At 70.6% G+C, this 26,202-nt stretch carries 18 protein-coding genes; 13 read left to right on the top strand and 5 right to left on the bottom strand.

Annotation, left to right across the window (positions count from 1 at the left end; genetic code table 11):
* Position 1: 1 nt before the first annotated feature.
* From ACIQUR_RS18165 to ACIQUR_RS18150, 4 genes are read left to right on the top strand one after another with little or no spacing between them, the layout of a single operon-like run.
* Positions 2-946, top strand: a complete 945-nt coding sequence (locus ACIQUR_RS18165) for an ABC transporter permease (RefSeq protein ID WP_403665148.1) — start codon at positions 2-4, stop codon at positions 944-946.
* Positions 943-1,929 (top strand): ABC transporter permease, encoded by a 987-nt coding sequence (locus ACIQUR_RS18160; protein WP_403665146.1) that lies wholly within the window; start codon positions 943-945, stop codon positions 1,927-1,929. Before ACIQUR_RS18165 ends, ACIQUR_RS18160 begins: the two co-directional genes overlap by 4 nt.
* Complete coding sequence (locus ACIQUR_RS18155; protein ID WP_403665144.1) at positions 1,929-2,939, top strand: ABC transporter ATP-binding protein; 1,011 nt, start codon at positions 1,929-1,931, stop codon at positions 2,937-2,939. Before ACIQUR_RS18160 ends, ACIQUR_RS18155 begins: the two co-directional genes overlap by 1 nt.
* A complete protein-coding gene (locus ACIQUR_RS18150; RefSeq protein ID WP_403665142.1) occupies positions 2,936-3,967 on the top strand; it encodes an ABC transporter ATP-binding protein in 1,032 nt (343 codons plus the stop codon). The genes ACIQUR_RS18155 and ACIQUR_RS18150 overlap by 4 nt, the downstream gene beginning before the upstream one ends.
* A 131-nt stretch (positions 3,968-4,098) precedes the next feature.
* Here ACIQUR_RS18150 and ACIQUR_RS18145 read toward each other — a convergent pair whose 3' ends face one another.
* Positions 4,099-6,153, bottom strand: coding sequence for a prolyl oligopeptidase family serine peptidase (locus ACIQUR_RS18145; RefSeq protein ID WP_403665140.1), 2,055 nt, complete (start codon positions 6,151-6,153; stop codon positions 4,099-4,101).
* Positions 6,154-6,276: 123 nt separating this feature from the next.
* On the opposite strand from ACIQUR_RS18145, the gene ACIQUR_RS18140 reads away from it, so the two are divergent.
* Complete coding sequence (locus ACIQUR_RS18140) at positions 6,277-7,803, top strand: MFS transporter (RefSeq protein WP_403665138.1); 1,527 nt, start codon at positions 6,277-6,279, stop codon at positions 7,801-7,803.
* 38 nt (positions 7,804-7,841) lie between these two features.
* Here the strand turns inward: ACIQUR_RS18140 and ACIQUR_RS18135 are convergent, their stop codons facing one another.
* The 3 genes from ACIQUR_RS18135 to ACIQUR_RS18125 all read right to left on the bottom strand — a co-directional run bounded on the left by ACIQUR_RS18135 (position 7,842) and on the right by ACIQUR_RS18125 (position 11,047).
* Positions 7,842-8,531, bottom strand: a complete 690-nt coding sequence (locus ACIQUR_RS18135; RefSeq protein ID WP_403665136.1) for a hypothetical protein — start codon at positions 8,529-8,531, stop codon at positions 7,842-7,844.
* A 140-nt stretch (positions 8,532-8,671) separates the two neighbouring features.
* The gene (locus ACIQUR_RS18130; RefSeq protein ID WP_399952290.1) at positions 8,672-10,201 is read right to left on the bottom strand and encodes a helix-turn-helix domain-containing protein; all 1,530 of its coding nucleotides are present in this window, start codon (positions 10,199-10,201) and stop codon (positions 8,672-8,674) included.
* A gap of 222 nt (positions 10,202-10,423) precedes the next feature.
* Positions 10,424-11,047: a hypothetical protein gene (locus ACIQUR_RS18125; RefSeq protein WP_403665133.1), complete on the bottom strand. Its 624-nt coding sequence runs from the start codon at positions 11,045-11,047 to the stop codon at positions 10,424-10,426.
* A gap of 435 nt (positions 11,048-11,482) precedes the next feature.
* Between ACIQUR_RS18125 and acnA the strand changes: the two genes are divergently transcribed.
* The 4 genes from acnA to ACIQUR_RS18105 all read left to right on the top strand — a co-directional run bounded on the left by acnA (position 11,483) and on the right by ACIQUR_RS18105 (position 17,923).
* On the top strand, positions 11,483-14,197 hold the full coding sequence (gene acnA, locus ACIQUR_RS18120) for an aconitate hydratase AcnA (protein WP_403665131.1): 2,715 nt from the start codon (positions 11,483-11,485) through the stop codon (positions 14,195-14,197).
* Between the two features lie 352 nt (positions 14,198-14,549).
* Positions 14,550-16,001 (top strand): N-acetylglucosamine/diacetylchitobiose ABC transporter substrate-binding protein, encoded by a 1,452-nt coding sequence (gene ngcE, locus ACIQUR_RS18115; RefSeq protein WP_403665129.1) that lies wholly within the window; start codon positions 14,550-14,552, stop codon positions 15,999-16,001.
* 27 nt (positions 16,002-16,028) lie between these two features.
* Positions 16,029-16,973 (top strand): carbohydrate ABC transporter permease, encoded by a 945-nt coding sequence (locus ACIQUR_RS18110; protein ID WP_399952300.1) that lies wholly within the window; start codon positions 16,029-16,031, stop codon positions 16,971-16,973.
* A 14-nt stretch (positions 16,974-16,987) separates the two neighbouring features.
* Entirely contained in the window at positions 16,988-17,923 is a 936-nt protein-coding gene (locus tag ACIQUR_RS18105; protein ID WP_403665126.1) for a carbohydrate ABC transporter permease, read from the top strand.
* A 72-nt stretch (positions 17,924-17,995) separates the two neighbouring features.
* Here ACIQUR_RS18105 and mgtA read toward each other — a convergent pair whose 3' ends face one another.
* Positions 17,996-20,716 carry a magnesium-translocating P-type ATPase gene (gene mgtA / locus ACIQUR_RS18100; RefSeq protein WP_403665124.1) on the bottom strand — a complete coding sequence of 907 codons (2,721 nt, stop codon included), beginning with the start codon at positions 20,714-20,716 and terminating at the stop codon, positions 17,996-17,998.
* A 649-nt stretch (positions 20,717-21,365) separates the two neighbouring features.
* On the opposite strand from mgtA, the gene ACIQUR_RS18095 reads away from it, so the two are divergent.
* The 4 genes from ACIQUR_RS18095 (at position 21,366) to ACIQUR_RS18080 (ending at position 26,111) form a co-directional block, all read left to right on the top strand.
* On the top strand, positions 21,366-22,598 hold the full coding sequence (locus tag ACIQUR_RS18095; RefSeq protein ID WP_403665122.1) for an ROK family transcriptional regulator: 1,233 nt from the start codon (positions 21,366-21,368) through the stop codon (positions 22,596-22,598).
* Between the two features lie 118 nt (positions 22,599-22,716).
* Positions 22,717-23,835 (top strand): sugar ABC transporter substrate-binding protein, encoded by a 1,119-nt coding sequence (locus tag ACIQUR_RS18090; RefSeq protein ID WP_403665121.1) that lies wholly within the window; start codon positions 22,717-22,719, stop codon positions 23,833-23,835.
* Positions 23,836-24,027: 192 nt separating this feature from the next.
* Positions 24,028-24,816, top strand: a complete 789-nt coding sequence (locus ACIQUR_RS18085; protein WP_403665119.1) for an ATP-binding cassette domain-containing protein — start codon at positions 24,028-24,030, stop codon at positions 24,814-24,816.
* On the top strand, positions 24,813-26,111 hold the full coding sequence (locus ACIQUR_RS18080) for a sugar ABC transporter permease (protein WP_403665117.1): 1,299 nt from the start codon (positions 24,813-24,815) through the stop codon (positions 26,109-26,111). Before ACIQUR_RS18085 ends, ACIQUR_RS18080 begins: the two co-directional genes overlap by 4 nt.
* The last annotated feature ends 91 nt before the right edge of the window (positions 26,112-26,202 follow it).

The raw sequence follows: 26,202 nt of genomic DNA, 5'->3' as shown, positions 1-26,202 counted from the left end.
CGTGACCACCACCGCAGCCGGTACCGCGCCGGCCGCGGCGGTCCCTCCGGGCAGCAGCCCCTGGCAGCTCGCCCGGAGGGAACTCCGCCGCCGCCCCGCCGTCCGCATCAGCCTCTCCGTCGTCGTCCTCTTCGTCCTCATGGCCCTCACCGCCCCCTGGCTGGGCGCCCTGGGCGGCTGGTCCCCCGAGGAGTTCGACAAGTCCGCCATCGACCCCTACCTCGGCGGCCTCCCGCTGGGCTCCTTCGGCGGGATCGGCCCCGAGCACTGGCTCGGCGTCGAACCCGTCACCGGACGCGACCTGTTCGCCCGCGTCGTCCACGGAGCCCAGGTCTCCCTCCTCATCGCCTTCGCCGCCACCGCGATCGTCGTGCTCACCGGCACCGCGGCCGGCATCGCCGCCGGCTACTTCGGCGGGCGCACGGACGCCGTGCTCTCCCGCCTCATGGACCTGACCATGTCCTTCCCCTCGCTGATCTTCATGATCGCGATGCTGTCGGTGGCGAAGGACGTCAACCGCATCGTCCTGATGACCGCCGTCATCGGCCTCTTCGGCTGGCCCGGCGTCGCCCGCGTGGTCCGCGGCCAGACCCTCTCCCTCAAACACCGCGAGTACGTGGACGCCGCCCGGGTCGGCGGCTCCGGCCCCTGGCGCATCCTCACCCGCGACATCCTGCCCGGGGTCTCCGGACCGGTCATCGCGTACACCACCCTGCTCATCCCCGGCATGATCAGCACCGAGGCCGCCCTCAGCTACCTCGGCGTCGGCGTCCGCCCGCCCACCCCCTCCTGGGGCCAGATGATCGCCGAGAGCGTCGCCTTCTACGAGACCGACCCCATGTACTTCGTCATCCCGAGCACCTTCCTCTTCCTCTCGGTGCTCGCCTTCACCCTGCTCGGTGACGCCCTGCGCGACATCCTCGACCCGAGGGGCGGCCGCACGTGATCCTCTACCTCGCGCGCCGGCTGCTCGCCCTGACCGGCGTCCTGCTCGCCATCGCCGCCGTCACCTTCCTCATCTTCTACGTCCTGCCCTCCGACCCCGCCGCCGACGCCTGCGGCAAGACCTGCAGCCCCGAACGGCTCGCCGTCGTCCGCGAGTACCTCGGCCTCGACCGGTCCCTGTGGGAGCAGTTCGGCACCTTCCTCACCGGCATCTTCACCGGCCGCACCCTCGGCACCGGCCAGTACGCCGTCGCCTGCGACTTCCCCTGCCTCGGCTACTCGTACGAGAACTCCCTGCCCGTCTGGGACCTCCTCATGGACCGGCTCCCGGTCTCCGCCTCCCTCGCCGTCGGCGCCGCCGCCCTCTGGCTGCTCCTCGGCCTCGGCGCCGGCGTCACCGCCGCCCTGCGCAAGGACACCGCCACCGACCGGGCCCTGATGGTCGGCGCCGTCGCCGCCGCCTCCCTGCCCGTCTACTTCACCTCCGTGATGCTCATCTACGGAGTCATCCGCATCGCCGGCCTGCTGCCCTACCCGAGCTACCAGGCCTTCACCGACAACCCCCTCGCCTGGGCCACCAACCTGCTGCTCCCCTGGACCGCCCTGGCCCTCCTCTACGCGGCCATGTACGCCCGCCAGAGCCGCGGCTCCATGATCGAGGCCATGGCCGAGCCGTACATCCGCACCGCCCGCGCCAAGGGCATGCCCGAACGCACCGTCGTCGTCAAACACGGACTGCGCTCCGGCATGACCCCCATCCTCACCATCTTCGGCATGGACCTCGGCGGCCTCCTCGCCGGAGCCGTCATCACCGAGTCCATCTTCGGACTCCCCGGCATCGGACGGCTCTTCTACGGAGCGCTCGTCAACTCCGACCAGCCCGTCGTCCTCGGCGTCACCCTGCTCGCCGCCTTCTTCATCGTCGTCGCCAACCTCGCGGTCGACCTCCTGTACGCCGTCGTCGACCCGAGGGTGAGGTACTGATGACCGCGCCGCCCCTGCTCGCCGTCCGCGACCTGCAGGTCGCCTTCACCACCCCCCGCGGCACCGTCCGCGCCGTGGACTCCCTCGCCTTCACCGTCGAGGCCGGCCGCACCCTCGGCATCGTCGGCGAATCCGGCTCCGGCAAGTCCGTCACCTCCCTGGCCGTCATGGGACTCCACCGCGGCGCCGAGGTCACCGGCTCCATCGCCCTGGAAGGACGCGAACTCCTCGGCCTGCCCGAGAAGGAACTCTCGAAGCTCCGCGGCCGCCGCATGGCGATGATCTTCCAGGACCCGCTGTCCAGCCTCCACCCCTACTACACCGTCGGCGAGCAGATCGCCGAGCACCACCGCGTCCACTTCCGCACCCGCCGGGCGGCCGCCCGCAAGCACGCCGTGGACATGCTCGGAGAGGTCGGCATCCCCGAACCCGCCCGCCGGGCGCGGGAGTACCCGCACCAGTTCTCCGGCGGCATGCGCCAGCGCGCCATGATCGCCATGGCCCTGGCCTGCGAACCCGACCTCCTCATCGCCGACGAGCCCACCACCGCCCTCGACGTCACCGTCCAGGCCCAGATCCTCGAACTCATCGCCCGCATCCAGCAGGACCGCGGCCTCGGCGTCATCATGATCACCCACGACCTCGGGGTGGTCGCCCGCGTCGCCCACGAGGTCCTCGTCATGTACGGCGGCCGCGCCGCCGAACAGGCCCGGGTCGACGACCTGTTCGCCGGACCCGCCCACCCCTACACCCGCGGCCTCCTCGACTCGCTGCCCCGCCTCGACGACACCGACGAAGAGCCCCTGCGGGCCATCCCCGGCTCCCCGCCCTCCCTCCTGGCACCCGCCCCCGGCTGCGCGTTCGCCCCGCGCTGCGCCCGGGCGGCCGCCGGCACCGAGGAGGAACGGGAGCGCTGCCGCACCGACCGGCCCCCGTTCGCACCCCACGGTGCCACCGCACGCATGACGGCCTGCCACTTCGCCGGCACCGTCCAGGAGGCAGCCCGATGACCACGGCACCCGCCGGCATCCCCGCGGCCCGCCAGGGCGAGGAGCCCGGCACGCCCCCGCTCCTCGCCGTCAGCGACCTGACCATGGCCTTCCCCGGCCGCCGCTCCGCCACCGGCCGCCGCGGCGCCCCGGTCAGGGCCGTCGACGGGGTCTCCTTCACCCTCCGGTCCGGGGAGACCCTCGGCCTGGTAGGCGAGTCCGGCTGCGGCAAGTCCACCACCGGCCGCATGCTCGTACGCCTGCTGGAACCCACCTCCGGCAGCATCCGCTTCGAAGGCCAGGAGATCGGCCGGCTCTCCCAGGGGGCCATGCGCCCCCACCGCCGGCACCTCCAGATGGTCTTCCAGGACCCGCACTCCTCCCTCAACCCCCGCCAGACCGTCGCCCGGATCATCTCCGACCCGCTGCTGGTCCAGGGCTGGAGCGCCGCGGACGCCCGGGTCCGGGCCGCCGAGCTGATGGAGCTCACCGGCCTCATCCCCGAGCACATCGACCGCTACCCGCACGAGTTCTCCGGCGGCCAGGCCCAGCGGATCGGCATCGCCCGCTCCCTGGCCACCAGCCCCCGGCTGATCGTCGCCGACGAACCCGTCTCCGCACTCGACGTCTCCGTCCAGGCCCAGATCGTCAACCTGATGGAACGGCTGCGGGACGAACTCGGCCTCTCGTACGTCTTCATCGCCCACGACCTGTCCGTGGTCAAGCGCGTCAGCGACCGGGTCGCCGTGATGTACCTCGGCCGGATCGTCGAGATCGGCGAGAAGCACGCCCTGTACGACTCCCCCCAGCACCCCTACACGCGGGCGCTGCTGTCCGCCGTACCGCTGCCCGACCCGGCGGCCGAGCGGCGGCGCGAGCGGATCACCCTCCTCGGGGACCCGCCGAGCCCGGCCGCCCCGCCGCCGGGCTGCTCCTTCCACCCGCGCTGCGCCAAGGCCCAGGAGGTCTGCCGCACCGAACGCCCGCTGCTGCGCATCGCCGTACCCGGCGAGGCGCGCGAGGTGGCCTGCCACTTCCCCGGGGACTGACCCCCCGCCGGCAGGAGGCACACGGGAGGGGGCCCGGGCGCGACGCGCGCCCGGGCCCCCTCCTGATGTGCTCGGGCCGGGTGCCCGCGGGCCGGGTGTCCTGGCACCCGGCGTCCGCGGACCTGCCCTCCTCAGACGGACAGTTCGCGGAGCAGGAAGTCCCGCTCCAGGGCGACCAGCTTCTCGTTCACCCCGTCCGGGGTCATGTGGGTGACGCCCGGCAGCGCCAGCAGCCGGTGCGGCCGGCCCGCCCCGGTCAGCGCCTCGGAGAGCCGCAGCGTGTGGGAGGGGTGCACGTTGTCGTCCGCCAGCCCGGTCACCAGCAGCAGCGGCCGCGACAGCCCCGCCGCGTCCCCGAGCAGGCAGTCCCGCTCGTACACCTCGGGGTGCTCGGCCGGCAGTCCGAGGTACCGCTCGGTGTACGCGGTGTCGTAGTACCGGAAGTCCGTGGGCGCGGCGCCCGCCACCGCCGCGTGGAACACGTCCGGCCGACGCAGCACCGCCATCGCGGCCAGGTAGCCGCCGTACGACCAGCCGCGCACGCCCACCCGGTCCAGATCCAGGTCGGGGTCCCGGTCGCCAAGCGCGCGCAGGGCCGCCACCTGGTCGTCCAGGGTCACCGCGGAGAAGCCGCGGTACATCGCGTGGGTGAAGGCGGGGGAGACGAAGGGGGTGCCCCGGTTGTCGGTGGTCACCACGGCGAAGCCCTGGTCGGCCCACCACTGGCGCAGCTGCCAGCGGCGCGGCTCGGCGCTCACGGCCTGGTAGCCGGGGCCGCCGTACACGTCGAGGAGGACGGGCAGCCGCTCGCCGGTGACGTGGCCCCGCGGGTAGACCACGGCCGTCGGCAGCCCGTGCTCGGTGACCCGGGCCAGCCGCGGCACCACCCGGTACGGCAGCGGCTCCGACAGGTCGCGCGGGGTGAACTCCCGGCCGTCGGCGGTCCGTACGGTCCTGGTGACCCCGTCGGGGCCGGCCGAGGTCAGCAGCAGCGCGCCGCCGTCGACGAGTACGGAGTGCACACCGGGCCCGTCGGCCAGGGCCCGTACCTCGCCGGTGCCCGGGCCGAGGAGCAGCACCTGCTGCTCGGCGGGGTCCCGGGTGCCGGCCTCCACGGCGAGCGCGCCCGCGTACTCGCCGGCCACCCGCCGCACCTGGATGCCGTCGCCGGTGAGGGGTACGCCGTCCAGGGCGAGGCCGCGGGCGGTGCCGCCCGGGGTGTCGGCGGCGGTGAGCAGCCGTCCGCCGGACAGCCGGGCCGGGGTGCCGGGCAGGGCGTCGACCCACTGGGGGTGGGTGGTGCGGGACAGTTCGCGGGTGCGGCCGGTGGCGGGGTCGGCGGTGAGCAGCAGGACGTTCTGCTGGAGGCGGTCCTGGACGGTCAGCAGGATCTCGTCGGAGGAGGCCCAGGAGGCGTCGGAGAGGTAGGGGAAGGCGGTGGCGTCCCAGGCCAGGCGGACGCGGCGGCCGTCGGGGCCGAAGACCCAGAGGGCGACGTCGGCGTTGGGTCCGCCGGCCACCGGGTAGGCGAAGGACTCGGGTGCCTTCTCGGGGTGGGCCGGGTCGGTGAAGTACCGGCGCTCCAGGGCGCCTTCGGCGACCCGGGCGGCGAGCAGGGTGATGCCGTCGGGGGACCACCAGTGGCCGCGGGAGCGGCCGAGTTCCTCGGCGGCGGCGAATTCGGCGATGCCCCAGCGGGCGCCGTCGGCGGGGGAGAGCCGGTCGCCGGGGGTGGTGTGGAGGGCGTCGCCGGTGACGTAGGCGACGCGGGAGCCGTCGTGGTTGGGGCGGGGGTCGAAGGCGGGGCCCGCGGTGGGCAGCTCCTTGGGGGCGGCGCCGTCGGCGAAGGCCTGGAAGACGCGGCCGGAGAGGGCGAAGACGGCGCTGAGGCCGTCGGCGGCGAGGGCGTACGAGCCGATGCCGGGGGCCCAGAGCCGGATCCGCTCGCGCAGCCGGCGTTCGGCCTCCGGGAGTTCCGCGGGGCCGGGGGCCAGTTGGGCGGGGTCGGCGACGAGGCGCTCGGTGCCGTCGGCGGTGTCGAGCACCCAGAGGGAGTCGACCGGGTCGGCGGGGCCGGCGGAGCGCAGGAACCAGAGCAGGCGGCCGGAGTCGCCGAAGGCGGCGGCGCGGGGGGCGCCGTAGGTGAAGCGGCCGGTGCGGGCGGAGAGGTCGAGGTAGGGGTCCATAGCACAGCAGTGTGACATGTGAAATTGCACCACTGCCAGCCCCCGTTCGTGCGGGCGGGCAGTATGCCCGAGTGGTGACCCCCCGGCACGGGGCATACCGTCGAAAGGGTGGAACCGAGTGCCATGCCGACCACCGGGACCAATGGCAAGGTCCAAGGAAGCGGGAGCGGGATCGCCCTGCTCGTCATCGCCTCCTGCCAGTTGATGATCGTCCTCGACATCACCATCGTGAACATCGCGCTGCCGCACATCCAGACGGCGCTGGGGTTCTCCACGACCACCCTCTCCTGGGTGGTCAACGCGTACACGCTGACCTTCGGCGGACTCCTCCTCCTCGGCGGCCGCGCCGGCGACATCCTCGGCCGGCGCCGCGTGTTCATCTTCGGTGTGCTCCTGTTCGGCCTCGCCTCCCTGCTCGGCGGCTTCGCCCAGGACTCAGGACAACTGCTCGCCGCACGCGCCCTCCAGGGCGTCGGCGGCGCCATCGCCTCCCCGACCTCCCTCGCGCTGATCACCACCACGTTCACCGAAGGCCCCGCCCGCAACCGGGCGTTCGGCGTGTTCGCCGGCGTCTCCGCCGCCGGCGGCGCCATCGGCCTGCTGCTCGGCGGCATCCTCGTCGAATGGCTCGACTGGCGCTGGATCTTCTTCGTCAACGCACCCATCGCGCTGCTCATCGCCTTCGCCGCGCCCCGGGTCCTCAGGGAGTCCGAACGCCACCCCGGCCACTTCGACTTCACCGGCGCCGTGACCGCCACCATCGGCATGGTCGCCCTGGTCTACGGCTTCATCCGGGCCGCCCAGGAAGGCTGGCGGGACCCCCTCACCCTCGGCTCCTTCGCCGCCGCCGTCGTCCTGCTGACCGTCTACGTCCTCGTCGAGCGCCGCTCCGAACAGCCCATCACCCCGCTGCACATGTTCGCCGACCGCAACCGCGCCGGCACCTACGGCATCATGCTGATGCTCGCCTGCGCGATCTTCGGCATGTTCTTCTTCCTCACCCTCTTCGTGCAGAACGTGCTCGGCTTCAGCCCCCTCGAAGCCGGCCTGGCCTTCCTGCCGGTCAGCGCCGTCATCGCGGTCGGCGCGGGCATCACCTCCCAGCTGCTGCCGAAGTACGGCCCCAAGCCCTTCATGGTGATCGGCGCGCTGTTCTCGGCCGCCGGCCTGGCCTGGCTGACCCAGACCGACATCCACTCCACGTACCTGGGCAGCATCCTCGGACCGATGCTGGTCTTCAGCCTCGGCATGGGCCTCCAGTTCGTCTCCCTCACCCTGATGGCCCTCTCCGGAGTCCCCGACCAGGAGTCCGGCGCCGCGTCCGGCCTCCTCAACGCCACGCAGCAGGTCGGCGGTTCACTCGGCCTCTCCATCCTGGTCACGGTCTTCGGCACGGCCAGCCGCAACGAGGCCAAGGAGATCGTCCCGTCCTTCCTCGCCCAGGCCACCCCGGCGGAACGCATCGCCTTCCAGCGCACCGGCCAGCTCCCCGACCCCTGGGGCGACCAGGTCCTCACCTACGGCGTCACCCGCTCCTTCGTGGCAGCCGCCATCTTCGCCGCCGTCGGCGCCCTGATAGCCCTCTTCGTCATCCAGGTCCGCCCGGACGACATAGAACGCCTCAAGGGCACCCACACCCCGATGGGCTGACACCGATTCCGGGGCGCGACGGGTGGCCGGTCAGCCGGTCAGGCGGTGACCGGGGTGTCGGGCTCCGCTCCGGGGGCGACCGGTACGGCCAGGTAGCGGAAGAGGCCGCCCGGGCCCGGGAGGTGCGAGTACGGCTGCCAGGCCAGCGGGTAGCTGCCGCGGAGGTGGCGGGTGTTGGGGGCGTACGTGCCCCCGGCCCACCGGAGGGTGCCGGTGAGGGTGCGGCCCTCGTGCAGGCGGAACTCGCGGTCGCGCGGCGGCGTGGGCCGGGGCTTCGGGGCGGTCCACAGGGCGGGGGCGTTGGTGACCAGGATCGCCAGGCCGTTCCGGTCCGGCCGGTCGCAGAAGGCCTCCAGCCGCACGACGTCCTCCACGAAGCGCAGCCGGGCGAGGTCGTCCGCCCCGTGGTTCCGCAGCCGGTACTCCTCGTCCGGCGGGCCGGGCAGCGTACCGGTCCAGTCGCGGGTGAAGTACGTGAACTCGATCAGGGTCTGCCCGCCCTCCGGCCCCAGGCACAGCAGGTCGAGGTACTCGGCACGGCCCGGGCGGCGCCGGGGCACCTCCAGCCGGGAGTGCACCCCGGGGGCCGCGTCCCACAGGGCGCGGGCGAAGCCGTGCTGGAGGTCCGCCTCGGAGTGGAAGACCGGCCGGTCGCGCCGCAGCGCGGTCATCACGCGGTCCAGCGGCACTCCCGCGACCGTGGCCGAAAAGGGCGCCTGTGTGGTCATCGGCTCATTCAAGCCCCCGCGCGTGCGGCCCATCAAGGTGTCTGCACGCGCAACCGGCGCCCGCCCGCCCGAAGCGCCGGGGCCCCGCGGCTCTCCGGAGAGAGCCGCGGGGCCCCGCGCCGTGGAAGGTCCGGGGTGTTCTAGATGTCCCGGAAGATCTCGATCTGGGCGCCCACCGAGTTGAGGCGCTCGGCGAGTTCCTCGTAGCCGCGGTTGATGACGTAGACGTTGCGCAGGACCGAGGTCCCCTCGGCGGCCATCATCGCCAGGAGCACGACCACCGCCGGGCGGAGGGCCGGCGGGCACATCATCTCCGCCGCGCGCCAGCGGGTCGGGCCCTCCACCAGGACCCGGTGCGGGTCGAGGAGCTGGAGGCGGCCGCCGAGGCGGTTGAGGTCCGTGAGGTAGATCGCCCGGTTGTCGTACACCCAGTCGTGGATCAGGGTCTGGCCCTGGGCCACCGCCGCGATGGCCGCGAAGAACGGGACGTTGTCGATGTTCAGGCCCGGGAACGGCATCGGGTGGATCTTGTCGATGGGGGCTTCGAGCTTCGACGGGCGGACCGTGAGGTCCACCAGCCGGGTGCGGCCGTTGTCCGCCACGTACTCCGACGAGCGGTCGTGGTCCAGGCCCATCTCCTCCAGGACCGCCAGCTCGATCTCCATGAACTCGATCGGGACGCGCCGGATGGTCAGTTCGGACTCCGTGACCACCGCGGCGGCCAGCAGGCTCATCGCCTCGACCGGGTCCTCGGAGGGGGAGTAGTCGACGTCGACGTCGATGTTCGGCACGCCGTGCACGGTCAGGGTGGTGGTGCCGATGCCCTCGACCCGGACGCCCAGGGCCTCCAGGAAGAAGCACAGGTCCTGGACCATGTAGTTGGAGGAGGCGTTGCGGATGACGGTCACGCCGTCGTGGCGGGCCGCGGCCAGCAGCGCGTTCTCGGTGACGGTGTCCCCGCGCTCGGTCAGCACGATGGGCCGTTCGGGGGAGACCCCGGCCTCCACCTCGGCGTGGTAGATGCCCTCGGTTGCGGTGATGTCCAGGCCGAACCGGCGGAGGGCGATCATGTGCGGCTCGATGGTCCGGGTGCCGAGGTCGCAGCCGCCGGCGTAGGGCAGCCGGAAGCGGTCCATGCGGTGGAGCAGCGGGCCCAGGAACATGATGATGCTGCGGGTGCGGACGGCCGCCTCGGCGTCGATGGCGTCCATGTCGAGCTCGGCCGGCGGTACGAGTTCCAGGTCCACGCCGTCGTTGATCCAGCGGGACCGTACGCCGATGGAGTTCAGCACCTCCAGGAGGCGGTACACCTCCTCGATGCGGGCGACCCGGCGCAGCACCGTGCGGCCCTTGTTGAGGAGGGAGGCGCACAGCAGCGCGACGCAGGCGTTCTTGCTGGTCTTGACGTCGATGGCGCCGGAGAGGCGGCGGCGGCCGACCACGCGCAGGTGCATCGGTCCGGCGTAGCCCAGGGAGACGATCTCGCTGTCGAGCGCTTCACCGATTCGGGCGATCATCTCAAGGCTGATGTTCTGGTTGCCGCGTTCGATGCGGTTCACGGCGCTCTGGCTGGTGCCCAGTGCGTCGGCGAGCTGACTCTGCGTCCAGCCGCGGTGCTGCCGGGCGTCACGGATGAGCTTGCCGATGCGTACGAGGTAGTCGTCTGCCATGGGTGCACCGTATCTCAGATATGAGATCTCGCCTTCCGGGGGTGCCCCATTCGTGTGTCCGGTATGGCTGTTATGGGGTAATCAGGCCAATTGGCCCTGCGGGGTGGCGCTGTTGTGGTGGTGTGGTGAGCGCCACTGCCGCGCGAGGGGTGGGCGGGGCGGCCGGTTCCGTGCCGTGCCTCCGGTCTGAGCCCCCCTCAGGCGCGGAACCCGCACGTCCGCTCAGGCGCGTGTGCGGAGTTCCTGGCGGGTCCAGAGGGTGAGGTCGCCGCCGGTGGCGACGGCCAGGGTGAGGCCGGAGGGCGAGAACCCGGCGGCGCGCAGCTCCGCGTGCTCGGAGTGGGGGACGTGCCACCAGGCGCCTCCGGCCGGCCCGCCGTGCGCTCCGCCGTCGGCGGAGAGGATGACCCGGTGGTGGGGCCAGTCGGGGCTGACGACGTCCAGCGTCCAGCCGTCGGGGGTCGTGCTGTGCAGGCCACCGCCGAAGAGGCCCGCGATACGGACCGGAACCCCCGCGAGGGGGCCGGGCCCGGGACAGACGAGGTCCCTGCGTACGTCGGGGATGCCGGTGCCGGTGCCGGTGCCGGTGCCGGTGTCGGTGGCGGGATCGGGATTCCGGTCGCGTGCGATCTGCTCGCCGGTGGCCGCGTCGAAGAGGCCGCGCCCGCCGCCGGACACGACCACGACGAGGTCGCGCCCGGTGTCCGGATGGACCGCGAAGCCGATGCCCAGCAGTCCGCCGACGGCGATGGTGTGGCCCGGGGCGGGCTGCCACGGCGTCGGGGCCGGCATGACGGGAGCCGCGAGGTAGCGCTCCCGCAGCCGCTGCTGATGGTTCGTGATCAAGCCCGTCTCCTCGGTGCCGTGCCGTGCTGTGGTGCGCAGTGTTGTGCCGCGCTGCGCGGTGCGCTGCGGGTCGAGGATCTCTCGCGCAGCCCCCGTGGTCGATCGCTTTCCCGGGTGCGCGGCAGGGGGCCGCCTTGCGCGCTGTGGGGCGAGTGGGGCTGCGGTGGGTGGGGTCGGGGTGGCTGTTGGGGGAGCCGAAAACGGCTGCATTCGCCGCAAAAGGGGTGACTGGTTGATGGTGGTCGCATGCCCGTGCATGACCAGGACGCCCTCATGCACTAGAGTTATCTCGACATCGAGATATCTGCCGAAGGCGTCCCGCAGCCGCGCCGCAGGTAAGGGTTACCTAACTTAGCCCTACCTTAGCGGACTGGCCAGAGTGCCACGCGGCAGGATGCGGTAGAACGCGCGAATTCATGCATGAAGGAGACTGTCGTGTCGGCGAACAGCTTCGACGCCCGCAGCACGCTGCAGGTGGGCGACGAGTCGTACGAGATCTTCCGGCTGGACAAGGTTGAGGGCTCGGCCCGCCTTCCCTACAGCCTGAAGGTGCTGCTGGAGAACCTGCTCCGCACCGAGGACGGCGCCAACATCACCGCCGACCACATCCGGGCGCTCGGCAGCTGGGACTCCCAGGCCCAGCCGAGCCAGGAGATCCAGTTCACGCCGGCCCGCGTGATCATGCAGGACTTCACCGGCGTGCCCTGCGTCGTCGACCTCGCCACCATGCGTGAGGCCGTCGCCGCCCTCGGCGGCGACCCGGCGAAGATCAACCCGCTCTCCCCGGCCGAGATGGTCATCGACCACTCCGTCATCGCCGACAAGTTCGGCACCAACGACGCCTTCGCGCAGAACGTCGAGCTGGAGTACGGCCGCAACAAGGAGCGCTACCAGTTCCTGCGCTGGGGCCAGACCGCGTTCGACGACTTCAAGGTCGTCCCGCCGGGCACCGGCATCGTCCACCAGGTGAACATCGAGCACCTGGCCCGCACCGTCATGGTCCGCAACGGCCAGGCGTACCCCGACACCCTCGTCGGCACCGACTCCCACACCACCATGGTCAACGGCCTCGGTGTGCTCGGCTGGGGCGTCGGCGGCATCGAGGCCGAGGCCGCCATGCTCGGCCAGCCGGTCTCCATGCTGATCCCGCGCGTCGTCGGCTTCAAGCTGACCGGCGAGCTGCCCACCGGCACCACCGCCACCGACCTGGTGCTGACGATCACCGAGATGCTGCGCAAGCACGGCGTCGTCGGCAAGTTCGTCGAGTTCTACGGCGAGGGCGTCGCCGCCACCTCGCTCGCGAACCGCGCCACCATCGGCAACATGTCGCCGGAGTTCGGCTCCACCGCCGCGGTCTTCCCGATCGACGGCGAGACCCTGAACTACCTGCGCCTGACCGGCCGCTCCGAGCAGCAGGTCGCGCTCGTCGAGGCGTACGCCAAGGAGCAGGGCCTCTGGCTCGACCCGGCCGCCGAGCCCGACTTCTCCGAGAAGCTGGAGCTCGACCTCTCCACCGTCGTCCCGTCGATCGCCGGCCCGAAGCGCCCGCAGGACCGCATCGTCCTCGCGAACGCCGCCGCGCAGTTCGCCCAGGACGTCCGCAACTACGTCGACATGGTCGACGAGGCAGGCCAGGAGTCCTTCCCGGCCTCCGACGCCCCTGCCGTCAGCAACGGCGTCCCGTCGAACCCGGTCGAGGTGACCGCCCCCGACGGCACCACCTACACGATCGACCACGGCGCCGTCACGGTCGCCGCGATCACCTCCTGCACCAACACCTCGAACCCGTACGTCATGGTCGCCGCCGCCCTCGTGGCGAAGAAGGCCGTGGAGAGGGGCCTGACCCGCAAGCCGTGGGTCAAGACCACGCTCGCCCCGGGCTCGAAGGTCGTCACCGACTACTTCGACAAGGCCGGTCTGACCCCGTACCTCGACAAGGTCGGCTTCAACCTCGTCGGCTACGGCTGCACCACCTGCATCGGCAACTCCGGCCCGCTGCCGGAGGAGGTCTCCAAGGCCGTCAACGACCACGACCTCGCGGTCACCTCGGTCCTCTCGGGCAACCGCAACTTCGAGGGCCGGATCAACCCCGACGTCAAGATGAACTACCTGGCCTCCCCGCCGCTGGTCGTCGCGTACGCCCTCGCGGGCTCCATGAAGGTGGACATCACCAAGGACGCGCTCGGCGTCGACACCGAGGGCAACCCGGTCTTCCTCAAGGACATCTGGCCGTCGGAGGCCGAGGTCAACGACGTCGTCGCCAACGCCATCGGCGAGGACATGTTCTCCAAGTCCTACCAGGACGTCTTCGCCGGCGACGCCCAGTGGCAGGCCCTGTCGATCCCGACCGGCAACACCTTCGAGTGGGACCCGCAGTCCACCTACGTGCGCAAGCCCCCGTACTTCGAGGGCATGACCATGGAGACCACCCCGGTCACCGACATCACCGGTGCCCGCGTGCTGGCCAAGCTGGGCGACTCGGTCACCACCGACCACATCTCCCCGGCCGGTGCGATCAAGGCCGACACCCCGGCCGGCAAGTACCTCACGGAGCACGGCGTCGAGCGCCGCGACTTCAACTCGTACGGTTCCCGCCGCGGCAACCACGAGGTCATGATCCGCGGTACCTTCGCCAACATCCGCCTGCGCAACCAGATCGCGCCGGGCACCGAGGGCGGCTTCACCCGCGACTTCACCGTCGAGGGCGCCCCGGTCTCCTTCATCTACGACGCCTCGCAGAACTACCAGGCCGCCGGCATCCCGCTGGTCATCCTGGGCGGCAAGGAGTACGGCTCCGGCTCGTCCCGCGACTGGGCCGCCAAGGGCACCGCGCTCCTCGGCGTCAAGGCCGTCATCACCGAGTCGTACGAGCGCATCCACCGCTCGAACCTCATCGGCATGGGCGTCCTGCCGCTGCAGTTCCCGGCCGGCCAGTCGGCCGACTCGCTCGGCCTGACCGGCGAGGAGACCTTCTCCATCGCGGGCATCACGGAGCTGAACGAGGGCACCACCCCCAGCACGGTGAAGGTCACCACCGACACCGGCGTGGAGTTCGACGCGGTCGTCCGCATCGACACCCCCGGCGAGGCGGACTACTACCGCAACGGCGGCATCATGCAGTACGTGCTGCGCAACCTCATCCGCGGCTGAAAACCGCCGCCGGAACCAGCCGACACGCCGAGCGGCGTCGTCGATTGAGGCATAAGGGTGCCTGACGGCACCAAAGGGCCGTATCCCCGTTAAGGGGGTACGGCCCTTCCGCTTTTCGGGGAAAGCATGCCGTGTGACGGAGAGGTCTCAACTCGGAAAAGCCCGGAGTCATCCTTGTGCTCGATCTTGCTCCGCCGAGCGGAAGTGGACTATACCTGTGCCCGTCCGGCCCACCGCGGCACGAGCGGCCCCGGACCGGGGGACGGCGGGCGACCTGCGGTGATGTCCGAATTCGCAACTGCCTGGTTTTTTCGGCGTCCTTCACACATCTGACGAAGGCGAGGACTTGAGCATGGGATCCACCTCCGCCCACGGCGAGCGCAGCACCGGTGAGGGGCTGGGCCGCCGCGATCTGATCAAGCGGTCCGCGGCACTCGGCCTGATCACCGTGCCGACGATGAGCTTCCTGTCCGCGTGCGCCTCCGGCGGCGGCGAGGAGCCCAGCGGCGGCAACAGCGGCACCAAGGCCACCAAGGAGAACCCCTTCGGCGTGGCCAAGGGCAGCAAGCTCGACGTCGTCGTCTTCAAGGGCGGCTACGGCGACGACTACGCCAAGGCCTGGGAGGCCGCGTTCGACAAGAAGTGGGGCACCAAGAGCTCCCACCTCGGCACCCAGGAGATCACCGGCAAGCTCCAGCCCCGCTTCAACGGCGGCAACCCCCCGGACGTCATCGACGACTCCGGCGCCCAGCAGATCAAGCTGGACGTGCTCTTCAAGGGCGGGCAGCTGGCCGACCTCACCCCGGTCCTGGACGCCCCCTCCCTGGACGACCCCAACAAGAAGGTCCGGGACATGCTCATCCCCGGCACCATCGAACAGGGCACCCAGGGCGGCAAGTTCGTCGCGGTGAACTACGTCTACACCGTCTGGGGCCTGTGGTACTCGGGCAAGCTCTTCAAGGAGAAGGGCTGGAACCCGCCCAAGACCTGGGACGAGTTCCTCGACGTCTGTACCAAGGCCAAGGCCGCGGGCCTCGGCGGACTCGCCCACCAGGGCAAGTACCCGTACTACATCAACGTCGCCATCATGGACCTGATCGCCAAGAAGGGCGGTCTGGAGGCCATGAAGGCCATCGACAACCTCGAGGCCAACGCCTTCGAGAACAACCCGGTCGCGCTGGAGGCCGTCGAGGCCGTCTACGAGGTCGTCGAGAAGGGCCTGCTGATGCCGGGCACCAACGGCCTCACCCACACCGAGAGCCAGACCCGGTGGAACCAGTACAAGGCCGCGTTCATCACCAGCGGCTCCTGGCTGGAGAACGAGCAGCTCAAGCAGACCCCGGCCGACTTCGACATGCGCTTCCTCCCGATGCCGGTCCTGCCGGGCAGCAAGCTCCCCTTCGAGGCCATCCGCGCCGGCGCCGGCGAGCCGTTCATCGTCCCGGAGAAGGCCGCGAACAAGCCCGGCGGCCTGGAGTTCATCCGCTCGATGCTGTCCCGCGAGTGGTCGACGCTCTTCGCCCAGCAGGCCAACTCGCTCACCATCGTCAAGGACGGCGTGGACCCGAACGTGCAGCTGCGCCCGGGCACCAAGTCGGCCGTGGAGGCCCTCAAGGCCGCCGGTGACAACACCTTCAACTACCGCTACCCGGACTGGTACAGCCAGATGGACCTGGACATCCAGAACGCGTCCAACGAGCTGATGGCCAAGCGCATCCAGCCCAAGGAATGGATCAAGCGGGCCCAGGCCGCGGTCAACAAGGCGGCCAAGGACCCCAACGCCAAGAACAACCACCGCGACTGACCGGGCGGGACGGACGGGACGGACACCATGAGCAACGTAGCCAAGAGCAGGGGGCGGGGCGGCTTCATCGCCGGATTCCTCGTCGTGCCGCTCGCGCTGTACCTGATCTTCGTCATCTGGCCGTACGTGCAGACGTTCGGCTACTCCTTCACCAACTGGACGGGACAGTCACCGACGTTCGACATCGTCGGCTTCGACAACTACGCCGACCTGCTGAAGGACGAGGTCTTCCGCGGCGCACTCTGGCACAACCTGCTGCTCCTGGTGTTCGTCCCGGTCGTCACCATCCTGCTGGCCCTGTTCTTCGCCTTCATGCTCAACGCCGGCGGCCGCAGCGGCGCCGGCGGAGTGCAGGGCGTGGCCGGCTCCCGGTTCTACAAGATCGTCTACTTCTTCCCGCAGGTGCTCTCCCTCGCCATCCTCGCGGTGCTCTTCGGGGCGGTCTACCGCAGCGACGAGGGCGGCCTGCTCAACGGCGTGCTGACCCGCATCGGCCTGGTCGACCCGCAGACCCCCATCGAATGGCTCAACGAGCCCGACCTCGTCCTGTGGTGCCTGCTGCTGGTCGTCGTCTGGCACGGGGTCGGCTTCTACCTGGTCCTGTTCTCCGCGGCCATGCAGTCCGTCCCCAAGGACATCTACGAGGCGGCGCTGCTCGACGGCGCCGGCCGCGCCCAGACCTTCTTCAAGGTCACCCTGCCCCTGCTGTGGGACTCCGTGCAGACCTCCGCGGTCTACCTCGGCATCGCGGCCATGGACATGTTCGTCCTGGTGTCCACCATGACCCAGGGGCAGTTCGGCGGCGGGCCCGACCACCACAGCGAGGTCATGGCCACCGTCCTGATGCGCAACTTCCTCTTCTTCGGCAAGAGCGGCTACGCCTGCGCCATGGGCGTCGTCATGCTCGTCCTCACCATGATCCTTTCCGTCATCACGCTGCGCGCCACCCGCCGCGAGCGCATCGAGTTCTGAGCGGGAGTGCCACGATGACCACCGAATCCACAGTGATCAAGGCCCCCGGTGAGGCGGCCGCCGACCGGGCCGGGGGATCGGGACGCACCGGGGAGCGCGAGCGCCGCGGCGCCGACGGCACCGTCCTCAACGTCTTCTCGCACGGCTTCCTGGCCGTCTGGGCCATACTGATCGTCCTGCCGCTGATCTGGCTGGCCCTGGGCTCCTTCAAGACCGACGCGCAGATCGGCGGGTCGGCCCTGAGCTGGCCCTCCAACTGGCACTTCGACGCCTTCGGGCGCGCCTGGGACAAGGGCATCGGCGACTACTTCGCCAACACCTTCATCGTCCTGGTCTTCTCGGTGCCGCTGACCATGCTCTTCGGGTCGATGGCGGCGTACGTGCTGGCCCGCTACCCCTTCAAGGGGAACCGGTTCGTCTACTACTTCTTCGTCAGCGGGGCGATGTTCCCCGTCTTCCTCGCCCTCGTGCCGCTCTTCTTCATGGTCAAGCGGTTCGACATGCTCAACACGTACCACGGGCTGATCCTCGTGTACGTGGCGTACTCGATGCCGTTCACCGTCTTCTTCATGCACAGCTTCTTCCGCACCCTGCCGACCGCGGTGCACGAGGCGGCGGTCATCGACGGGGCCTCGCACACCCGGATCTTCTTCCAGGTGATGCTGCCGATGGCCAAGCCGGGCCTGATCAGCGTCGGCATCTTCAACACGCTGGGGCAGTGGAACCAGTACATCCTGCCCTCGGTGCTGATGCAGCCGCAGAGCAGCTCCGACCCCGAGCGCTACCTGCTCACCCAGGGCCTGATCCAGCTCCAGCAGCAGCAGGGGTACGAGACCGACCTGCCGGTGCTGTTCGCGGGCGTGACCATCGCGATGATCCCGATGCTGGTGGTCTACCTCTCCTTCCAGCGGCAGATCCAGGCCGGCCTCACCTCGGCCACGCTCAAGTAGCCCGGCCGGCACGGACGAGGAGGGCGGGGCCGCCCCGAGACGGCCCCGCCCTCCTCCACGTCCCGGCCCGGCCTACAGCCAGGTGCCGAAGCGGCGGATGTACCAGGTCTTCACCAGCTGCGTGAGGGTGCAGTACGCCAGCAGCACGCCCACCAGCCACGGGAAGTAGGACATCGGGACCGGTACGAAGCCCAGCGAGGAGGCCAGCGGCGAGAAGGGCAGGAACAGGCCCGTCAGCACCGCCAGGACCGTCATCACCATCACCGGCCAGGAGGCCCGCGACTGCACGAACGGGATCTTCCGGGTCCGGATCATGTGGACGACCAGGGTCTGCGAGAGCAGGCCCTCGATGAACCAGCCGGACTGGAAGAGCGCCTGGTGCGCCTCGCTGTTCGCGCCGAACACGTTCCACATGATCACGAACATCGCGATGTCGAAGACCGAGCTGATCGGCCCGATCACCACCATGAAGCGGCCGATGCCCCGGGCGTCCCAGTTCCGCGGCCTGCGCAGGTACTCCTCGTCCATCCGGTCCCAGGGCGTGGCCAGCTGGGCGATGTCGTACACCAGGTTCTGCACCAGCAGCATGATCGCCAGCATCGGCTGGAACGGGATGAACGCGCTCGCCACCAGCACCGAGAAGACGTTGCCGAAGTTCGACGACGCGGTCATCTTGATGTACTTGATCGTGTTGCCGAACGTGGTCCGGCCCTGCACCACGCCCTGCTCCAGGACGGTCAGGTCCTTCTCCAGCAGGATGATGTCCGCGGACTCCTTGGCGATGTCCACGGCGGTGTCGACGGAGATGCCGACGTCGGCGTCGCGCAGCGCGGCCGCGTCGTTGATCCCGTCGCCCAGGAAGCCGACCGTGTGGCCGTCGGCCTGCAGGGCCCGGACGACCCGGGCCTTCTGCACCGGGTTCACCTTGGCGAACACGGTGGTACGGGCGGCCAGTTCGCGCAGCTGCGCGTCGTCGACGGCGTCGATGCCGGCGCCGAGCACCACCTGCCCGACGTCGAGGCCGACGTCGGCGCAGACCCGGGCGGCCACCAGCTCGTTGTCGCCGGTGATCACCTTGACGGCGACGCCCTTGTCCGCCATGCCCCGCAGGGCCGCGGCCGCGTCGGCCTTCGGCGGGTCGAGGAAGGCGAGGAAGCCGACCAGCGTGAGGCCGTCCTCGTCCGCGACGGTGTAGCTGTCGCGGGGCGTGTCGAGCGTGCGCGTGGCGACCGCGAGGACCCGCAGGCCCTGCCGGTTGTGGGCCCGGGCGGTGAGGGCGGCGCCGGTGCGCAGGGCCTCGGTGAGCTCGACGCGCTCGCCGCGGTCCTTCATGTGGGTGCACAGGGCGAGGACCTCCTCGACGGCACCCTTGGTGATCATGACGTGTTCGGTGCGGCCGGGGTCGCCGACCAGGCTGTTGCGGTTGAGGACCACGGACATCCGGCGGCGGGCGAAGTCGAAGGGGATCTCGTCGACCATCGAGAACCGTGCGTCGACGACAACCTCCTCGGCCTCGTTGACGCGGTCGATGACCGCCCGGTCCATCAGGTTGCGCAGGCCGGTCTGGAAGTGGGCGTTGAGGTAGCCGTACTCCAGGACCTCGGTGTCCTCCCGGCCGTGCACGTCGAGGTAGCGGTCGAGGACGATGCGGTCCTCGGTGAGGGTGCCGGTCTTGTCGGTGCAGAGCACGTCCATCGCGCCCAGGTTCTGGATCGCGTTGAGCCGCTTGACGACGACCTTCTTGCGCGCCATCGCGACGGCGCCGCGGGCGAGGTTGGCGGAGACCACCATCGGCAGCATCTCGGGGGTCAGGCCGACCGCCACGGCCACGGCGAAGAGGAAGGCCTCGTCCCAGTCGCCCTTGGTGAGGCCGTTGATCGCGAAGACCACCGGGACCATCACCAGCATGAAGCGGATCAGCAGGAAGCTGACCTTGCGCACGCCGTTGTCGAAGTTGGTCTGGGGGCGCTCGCCGACCAGCGAGCCGGCCATGGAGCCGAAGTAGGTGTCGGCGCCGGTGGCCACGACCACGCCGGTGGCGGTGCCGGAGGTGACCGAGGTGCCCATCAGGGCGAGGTTGCCGGCCTCGACGGGGTCGGTGGTGTCGCTCTGGCCGAGGTCCTGCGCGCGGCTGTCGGCCTTGGCCACCGGGAGGGACTCGCCGGAGAGCGCGGCCTGGGAGACCATCAGGTCCTTGGCGGCGATCAGCCGCAGGTCGGCGGGGACGAGGTCGCCGGCGGCGAGCCGCACCACGTCGCCGGGGACGACCTGGTCCATCGGGATCTCCACCGGGGTGGCGGCCGCGGCGGTGCCGGCCCGGCGCTGCACGGCGCAGGTGGTGGTGACCAGCTGCTTCAGCGCCTCGGCGGCCCGGCCGGAGCGGTACTCCTGCCAGAACCGGAGGAGCCCGCTGACGCCGACCATCACCGAGAGGATGACGACGCCGGGGTCGGCGGGGTCCTGCCAGTACATGATCCCGGCGAGGAACACGAGGACGAGGATGAAGGGGTTCCAGTAGGCCCTGGCCAGCTGGACGTACCAGCGCGGGGCGCGCTCGCGGGCGACGACGTTGGGGCCGTGCCGCTCCAGGCGGTGCCGTGCCTCCTGGCCGCTGAGGCCGTCGCGGGTGGCGCCGAGCTCCTGGAGCACGCGGTCGGCGGGGCGGGCGCTGAGCCCGGCGAGCCGCTCGCCGGCGCGGCGGGTGCCGGCCTCCAGCTCGGCCGCCTTCCGCTCGCGGCGGGTGGGGCCCGGCGGAGCGAGCTTCTGCGGGGTGCGCGGGGTGATCATGGTCATGTGAAGCCTCCCTCCGCGTGTCCGGGCAGCGCGGAGCCGCACGGTGACGCGGAGTGGTCATGGACGCGCGGGGGTGTCCCGGCGGGGCCGGGGGCCCGCGCGTCGGCATGGGTGTGCCGCAGCCCCTGGGGCCGCCGCGCGGGGCGTCAGGGCGTACGGAAGGAGACGGCCGGAACCGGTGGGACGGGTGGGACCCGGTGGCACGGGGCGGCCCGGTGAGACGGGCACGGCCCGTGGAGCCGGTACGGCCGGGAGAGAGGTCGCCGGCGGGTCAGCCGACGAGAGCGCGGCAGGAACTTCGGTCGGGACTCATCCCGAACACCTCCTCGCCTCGCGCTGTCGGAAAATGGGGTCGATCCGGCCGGACGGCCGCAGAGGATCAACGCCTCAGCGAGGCTAACACGTGTCCCAGAAGGTGCGCTCTGGGCCTTTTGGCCCTTTCCTCGGTCATAGGGACGAGTGCGCAGAGGTGGTCCCGTGCGGGTGAGGGCCGTCTTGGGCTCTTGACGTAAGGAATCCCAAGGGCTCGACTTAGGTGTTCACAAGTTGAAAGAGCCGAGGGTCCGGTTTTTGCGTTTTTGCGATTTTCCGGGGCCTTGGCCGGGGGGCGATGGCAGCGCCGTCGCTGAAGGGCAGGAGTGGATCAGTCGTGGAGACTCCGGGTTCGCAGTCGTCACTGCACCGGGCGAATCTCGAGCGGGTCGTACGCGCGGTACGGCTGGCCGGTTCGCTCACCCAGGCGGAGATCGCCCGTACCACCGGACTGTCGGCGGCCACGGTCTCCAACATCGTCCGGGAACTGAAGGACGGCGGCACGGTCGAGGTCACGCCGACCTCGGCGGGCGGCCGCCGGGCCCGCGCCGTCTCGCTCAGCGGCGACGCCGGGATCGTCATCGGCGTGGACTTCGGCCACACGCACCTGCGCGTGGCGGTGGGCAACCTGGCCCACCAGGTGGTCGCCGAGGAGTCCGAGCCGCTGGACGTCGACGCCTCGTCCAAGGAGGGCTTCGACCGGGCGGAGGTGCTGGTCGGGAGGCTGATCGAGACGGTCGGGGTGGGCCGGGACAAGGTGATCGGCGTCGGGCTCGGCGTCCCGGGCCCGATCGACGTCGAGTCCGGCACCCTGGGCTCCACGTCGATCCTCCCGGGCTGGACCGGCATCAACCCCCGCCAGGAGCTCTCCGAGCGGCTTGGCGTGCCCGTGTACGTCGACAACGACGCCAATCTCGGGGCGCTGGGGGAGCTGGTCTGGGGGAGCGGCCGGGGCGTGAAGGACCTGGCCTACATCAAGGTGGCCAGCGGCGTCGGCGCCGGGCTGGTCATCAACGGCCAGATCTACCGCGGTCCGGGCGGTACGGCCGGGGAGATCGGGCACATCACGCTGGACGAGTCGGGGCCGGTCTGCCGGTGCGGCAACCGCGGCTGCCTGGAGACGTTCGCCGCCGCCCGGTACGTGCTGCCGCTGCTCCAGCCCGGCCACGGACCGGACCTCACCATGGAGCGCGTCGTCCAGTTGGCCCAAGAGGGCGATCCGGGCTGCCGGCGGGTCATCGCCGACGTCGGCCGGCACATCGGCAGCGGCGTGGCGAACCTGTGCAACCTGCTCAATCCCAGCCGTGTGGTGCTGGGCGGCAGCCTCGCGGAGGCCGGCGAGCTGGTCCTGGCGCCCATCAGGGAGTCGGTCTCGCGGTACGCGATCCCGAGTGCCGCGCGCCGGCTTTCCGTCCTTACGGGTGCCCTGGGCGGGCGCGCCGAGGTGCTGGGGGCCCTGGCCCTCGTACTCTCGGAGATGGGCGATTCGACGCTATTGGAGAGCAGTTCGGCCACTTCGCCTGGGTCTGTCGGCTCGGAGAAGACCTCCGCCCTGTCTTCAGTTAGATAACGGATGGCACCGTTGTCATCTCGTTAAGTCTTCACTCCTTGACGACAACCTTGCGGCCGAGTTGACTCACGTCACACCTCGGCCGCAACGTTGCGGCCTCGTCAGGGAGGTTCACAAGATGAACACGCGTATCCGTCGTGTTGCCGTAGTCGTCGCGGGCGCCGCGATGGCCGCTTCCCTCGCTGCCTGTGGCAGCGCCAAGGAGTCGGGCGGGGGCACCAGCGAGTCCTCGCCGGGCGCCGCCAAGGGCGACGCGATCAAGGTCGGTCTGCTCCTGCCGGAGAACCAGACCGCGCGTTACGAGAAGTTCGACCAGCCGCTGATCGAGAAGAAGGTCAAGGAGCTGACGAACGGCAAGGGCGAGGTCGTCTACGCCAACGCCAAGCAGGACGCGACCACGCAGAACTCGCAGGTCGACACCATGATCACCAACAAGGTGGACGTCCTGATCGTCGACGCGGTCGACTCCAAGGCGATCGCCGGCTCGGTCAAGAAGGCCAAGGACGCGGGCATCCCGGTCGTCGCGTACGACCGCCTGGCCGAGGGCCCGATCGACGCCTACACCTCCTTCGACAACGAAGAGGTCGGCAAGGTCCAGGGCAAGGCCCTGCTGGAGGCCCTGGGCGACAAGGCCAAGGCCGGCCAGATCGTCATGATGAACGGCTCCGTCACGGACCCGAACGCCGCTCTCTTCAAGAAGGGCGCGCACTCCGAGCTCGACGGCAAGGTGACCATCGGCAAGGAGTACGACACCAAGGAGTGGAAGCCGGAGAACGCCAACGCCAACATGGAGGCGGCGATCTCCGCCCTCGGCAAGGACAAGATCGTCGGCGTCTACTCCGCGAACGACGGCATGGCGGGCGGCATCATCACCGCCCTGAAGTCCGCCGGCGTCAGCCCCCTGCCGCCGGTCACCGGCCAGGACGCCGAACTCGCGGGTGTGCAGCGCATCGTCGCCGGTGAGCAGTACATGAGCGTCTACAAGCCGTACGCCCCCGAGGCCGAGGCCGCCGCCGAGATGGCCGTCGCGCTGGCCAAGGGCGAGAAGCTCGACGCGATCGCCAAGTCCAAGGTCGACAGCCCCACCACCAAGGGCGTCCCGTCGCTCCTGATCCCGGTGGTCTCGCTCACCAAGGCCAACATCAAGGACACTGTGGTCAAGGACGGTGTTTACACCGTCGACGAGATCTGCACCGACAAGTACGCCGCCGCCTGCGCCGCGGCCGGGCTGAAGTAGCCCCAGGCCCACCGCGGCCCCGCCCGGACGGACGGACCTTCGCGACCCGTCCGTCCGGGCCCCCGGATCCTGCCTGGCGCCCCGCCCCTCCTCACCCCGCCACCCGCGGCGGGGCGCCGGGCAGAAACGATTCCCTTCTTCCTTTTTCGCTCTTCTCTGTACGACATCCCCGCCGGTCAGGCGGCGAAGGAGATGGTTCATGTGTCCGCTGCGCCCGTGCTGGCGTTGCGAGGCGTCTCGAAGCGGTTCGGCGCCGTCCAGGCGCTCACCGACGTAGACCTCGAGATCCACGCCGGAGAGGTCGTCGCCCTCGTGGGCGACAACGGCGCCGGAAAGTCCACGCTGGTCAAGACGATCGCCGGCGTCCACCCCATCGATGACGGCGTCATCGAGTGGGAAGGCCGCGCCGTGCAGGTCACCAAGCCCCACGACGCCCAGAACCTCGGCATCGCGACGGTCTACCAGGACCTCGCGCTCTGCGACAACATCGACGTGGTCGGCAACCTCTTCCTCGGCCGCGAGCTGCGCCGTCGTGGAGTCCTCGACGAGGTGGAGATGGAGCGGCGCGCCCGCGAGCTCCTCACCACCCTGTCCATCCGCATCCCCAGTGTGCGGATCCCCATCGCCTCGCTCTCCGGCGGCCAGCGCCAGACCGTGGCGATCGCCCGCTCCATGCTGGGCGACCCCAAGCTCGTCATCCTCGACGAGCCCACCGCCGCCCTCGGCGTCGAGCAGACCGCCCAGGTGCTCGACCTGGTGGAGCGGCTCCGCGAGCGCGGCCACGCCGTCATCCTCATCAGCCACAACATGGCCGACGTCAAGGCGGTGGCCGACCGGGTCGCCGTCCTGCGCCTCGGCCGCAACAACGGTGTCTTCAAGGTCGCGGACACCTCGCAGGAAGAGATCATCTCCGCCATCACGGGAGCCACGGACAACGCCGTGACCCGCCGTGCGGCGCGCACCGGGGAGGCTCGCAAGTGAGCACCGAACACACGCCCGTCGACGCCGAGGTCCCCGGCCCCGCGACCCAGGCGGACGAGATCCCCCTCGCCGCGGTCCCCGCGGTCGACCCGCGCCTGCTGGTCCGCGAGCAGGGGCTCGCGGGCTACGTCGGGGAGTTCAAGCGCAAGATGCGCGCCGGTGACCTGGGCTCGCTGCCCGTGGTCGTCGGCCTGCTGATCATCTGCGCCATCTTCCAGAGCCTGAACTCCAACTTCCTCTCGGCCGAGAACCTGAGCAACATCGCGGTCACGATGGTCGCCACCGGCATGATCGCCGTCGGCATCATCTTCGTCCTGCTGCTCGGCGAGATCGACCTGTCCGTCGGCTCCGTCAGCGGTGTCTCCGGCGCCATCGTCGCCGTGCTCACCGTCACGCAGGGTGTCAACGAGTGGCTCGCGGTGCTCGTCGCCATCGCCGGCGGCGCGCTGATCGGCGCCATCCACGGCTTCTTCTTCGCCAAGATCGGCGCCCCGGCCTTCGCCGTCACCCTGTCCGGCCTGCTGTTCTGGTCCGGCTTCATGCTCCAGATCCTGGGCAGCAACGGCACGATCAACCTCGACTCCGAGGGCCTGGTCGGCAAGCTCACCACGTACTACTTCACCGACGTCGCCGCCGCCTACGGCCTGGCGCTGGTCGCGGTCGTGGCGTACTTCCTCGGCTCCTTCTTCGACGCCCGCCGCCGTGCGGCCGCCGGGGTGCCGTCCCGGCCCGTCGGCGAGATCGCGCTGCGCACCGGCCTGCTGGCGGTCGTGGCCTTCGGCGCCGCGGCCGTGTTCAACCAGTACAAGGGCCTGCCGCTCGCGATGCTGCTGTTCCTGGTGGTCCTGGTCGGCACGGACTTCCTGCTGCGCCGCACCTCCTTCGGCCGCAAGGTCTTCGCCCTCGGCGGCAGCGTCGAGGCCTCCCGCCGCGCGGGCATCAACGTCACCGGCGTCCGGATCGCGGTGTTCTCCATCGCGGGCACCTTCGCGGCCATCGGCGGCCTGTTCTGGGCCTCCAAGATCGCGGCGGCGAACCAGAGCGCCGGTGCCGGTGACCTGCTGATGAACGTGATCGCGGCGGCCGTGATCGGCGGCACCAGCCTCTTCGGCGGCCGCGGCCGTACCTGGAACGCCCTCCTCGGCGTCATGGTCATCACGTCCATCCAGTACGGTCTCGCCCTGGAGGGGATCGCCACCCCGATCCAGTACATGATCACCGGTGCGGTGCTGCTGGCCACCGTGGTGATCGACTCCGTCACCCGCAAGACCCAGAAGACGGCCGGACGCGCCTAGCGCGGCCGGAAAGGGCCGCTCCGGCGGCCCGGGTCACACCGTCGAGTGCCCGGTACCGCGGACGCGGTACCGGGCACTTCGGCGTGGAACA

Origin of the sequence: Streptomyces sp. NPDC101132, assembly GCF_044759225.1 — a bacterium.
Taxonomy (GTDB): Bacteria; Actinomycetota; Actinomycetes; order Streptomycetales; family Streptomycetaceae; genus Streptomyces.
This window is presented reverse-complemented; position numbering and strand designations above follow the sequence as displayed.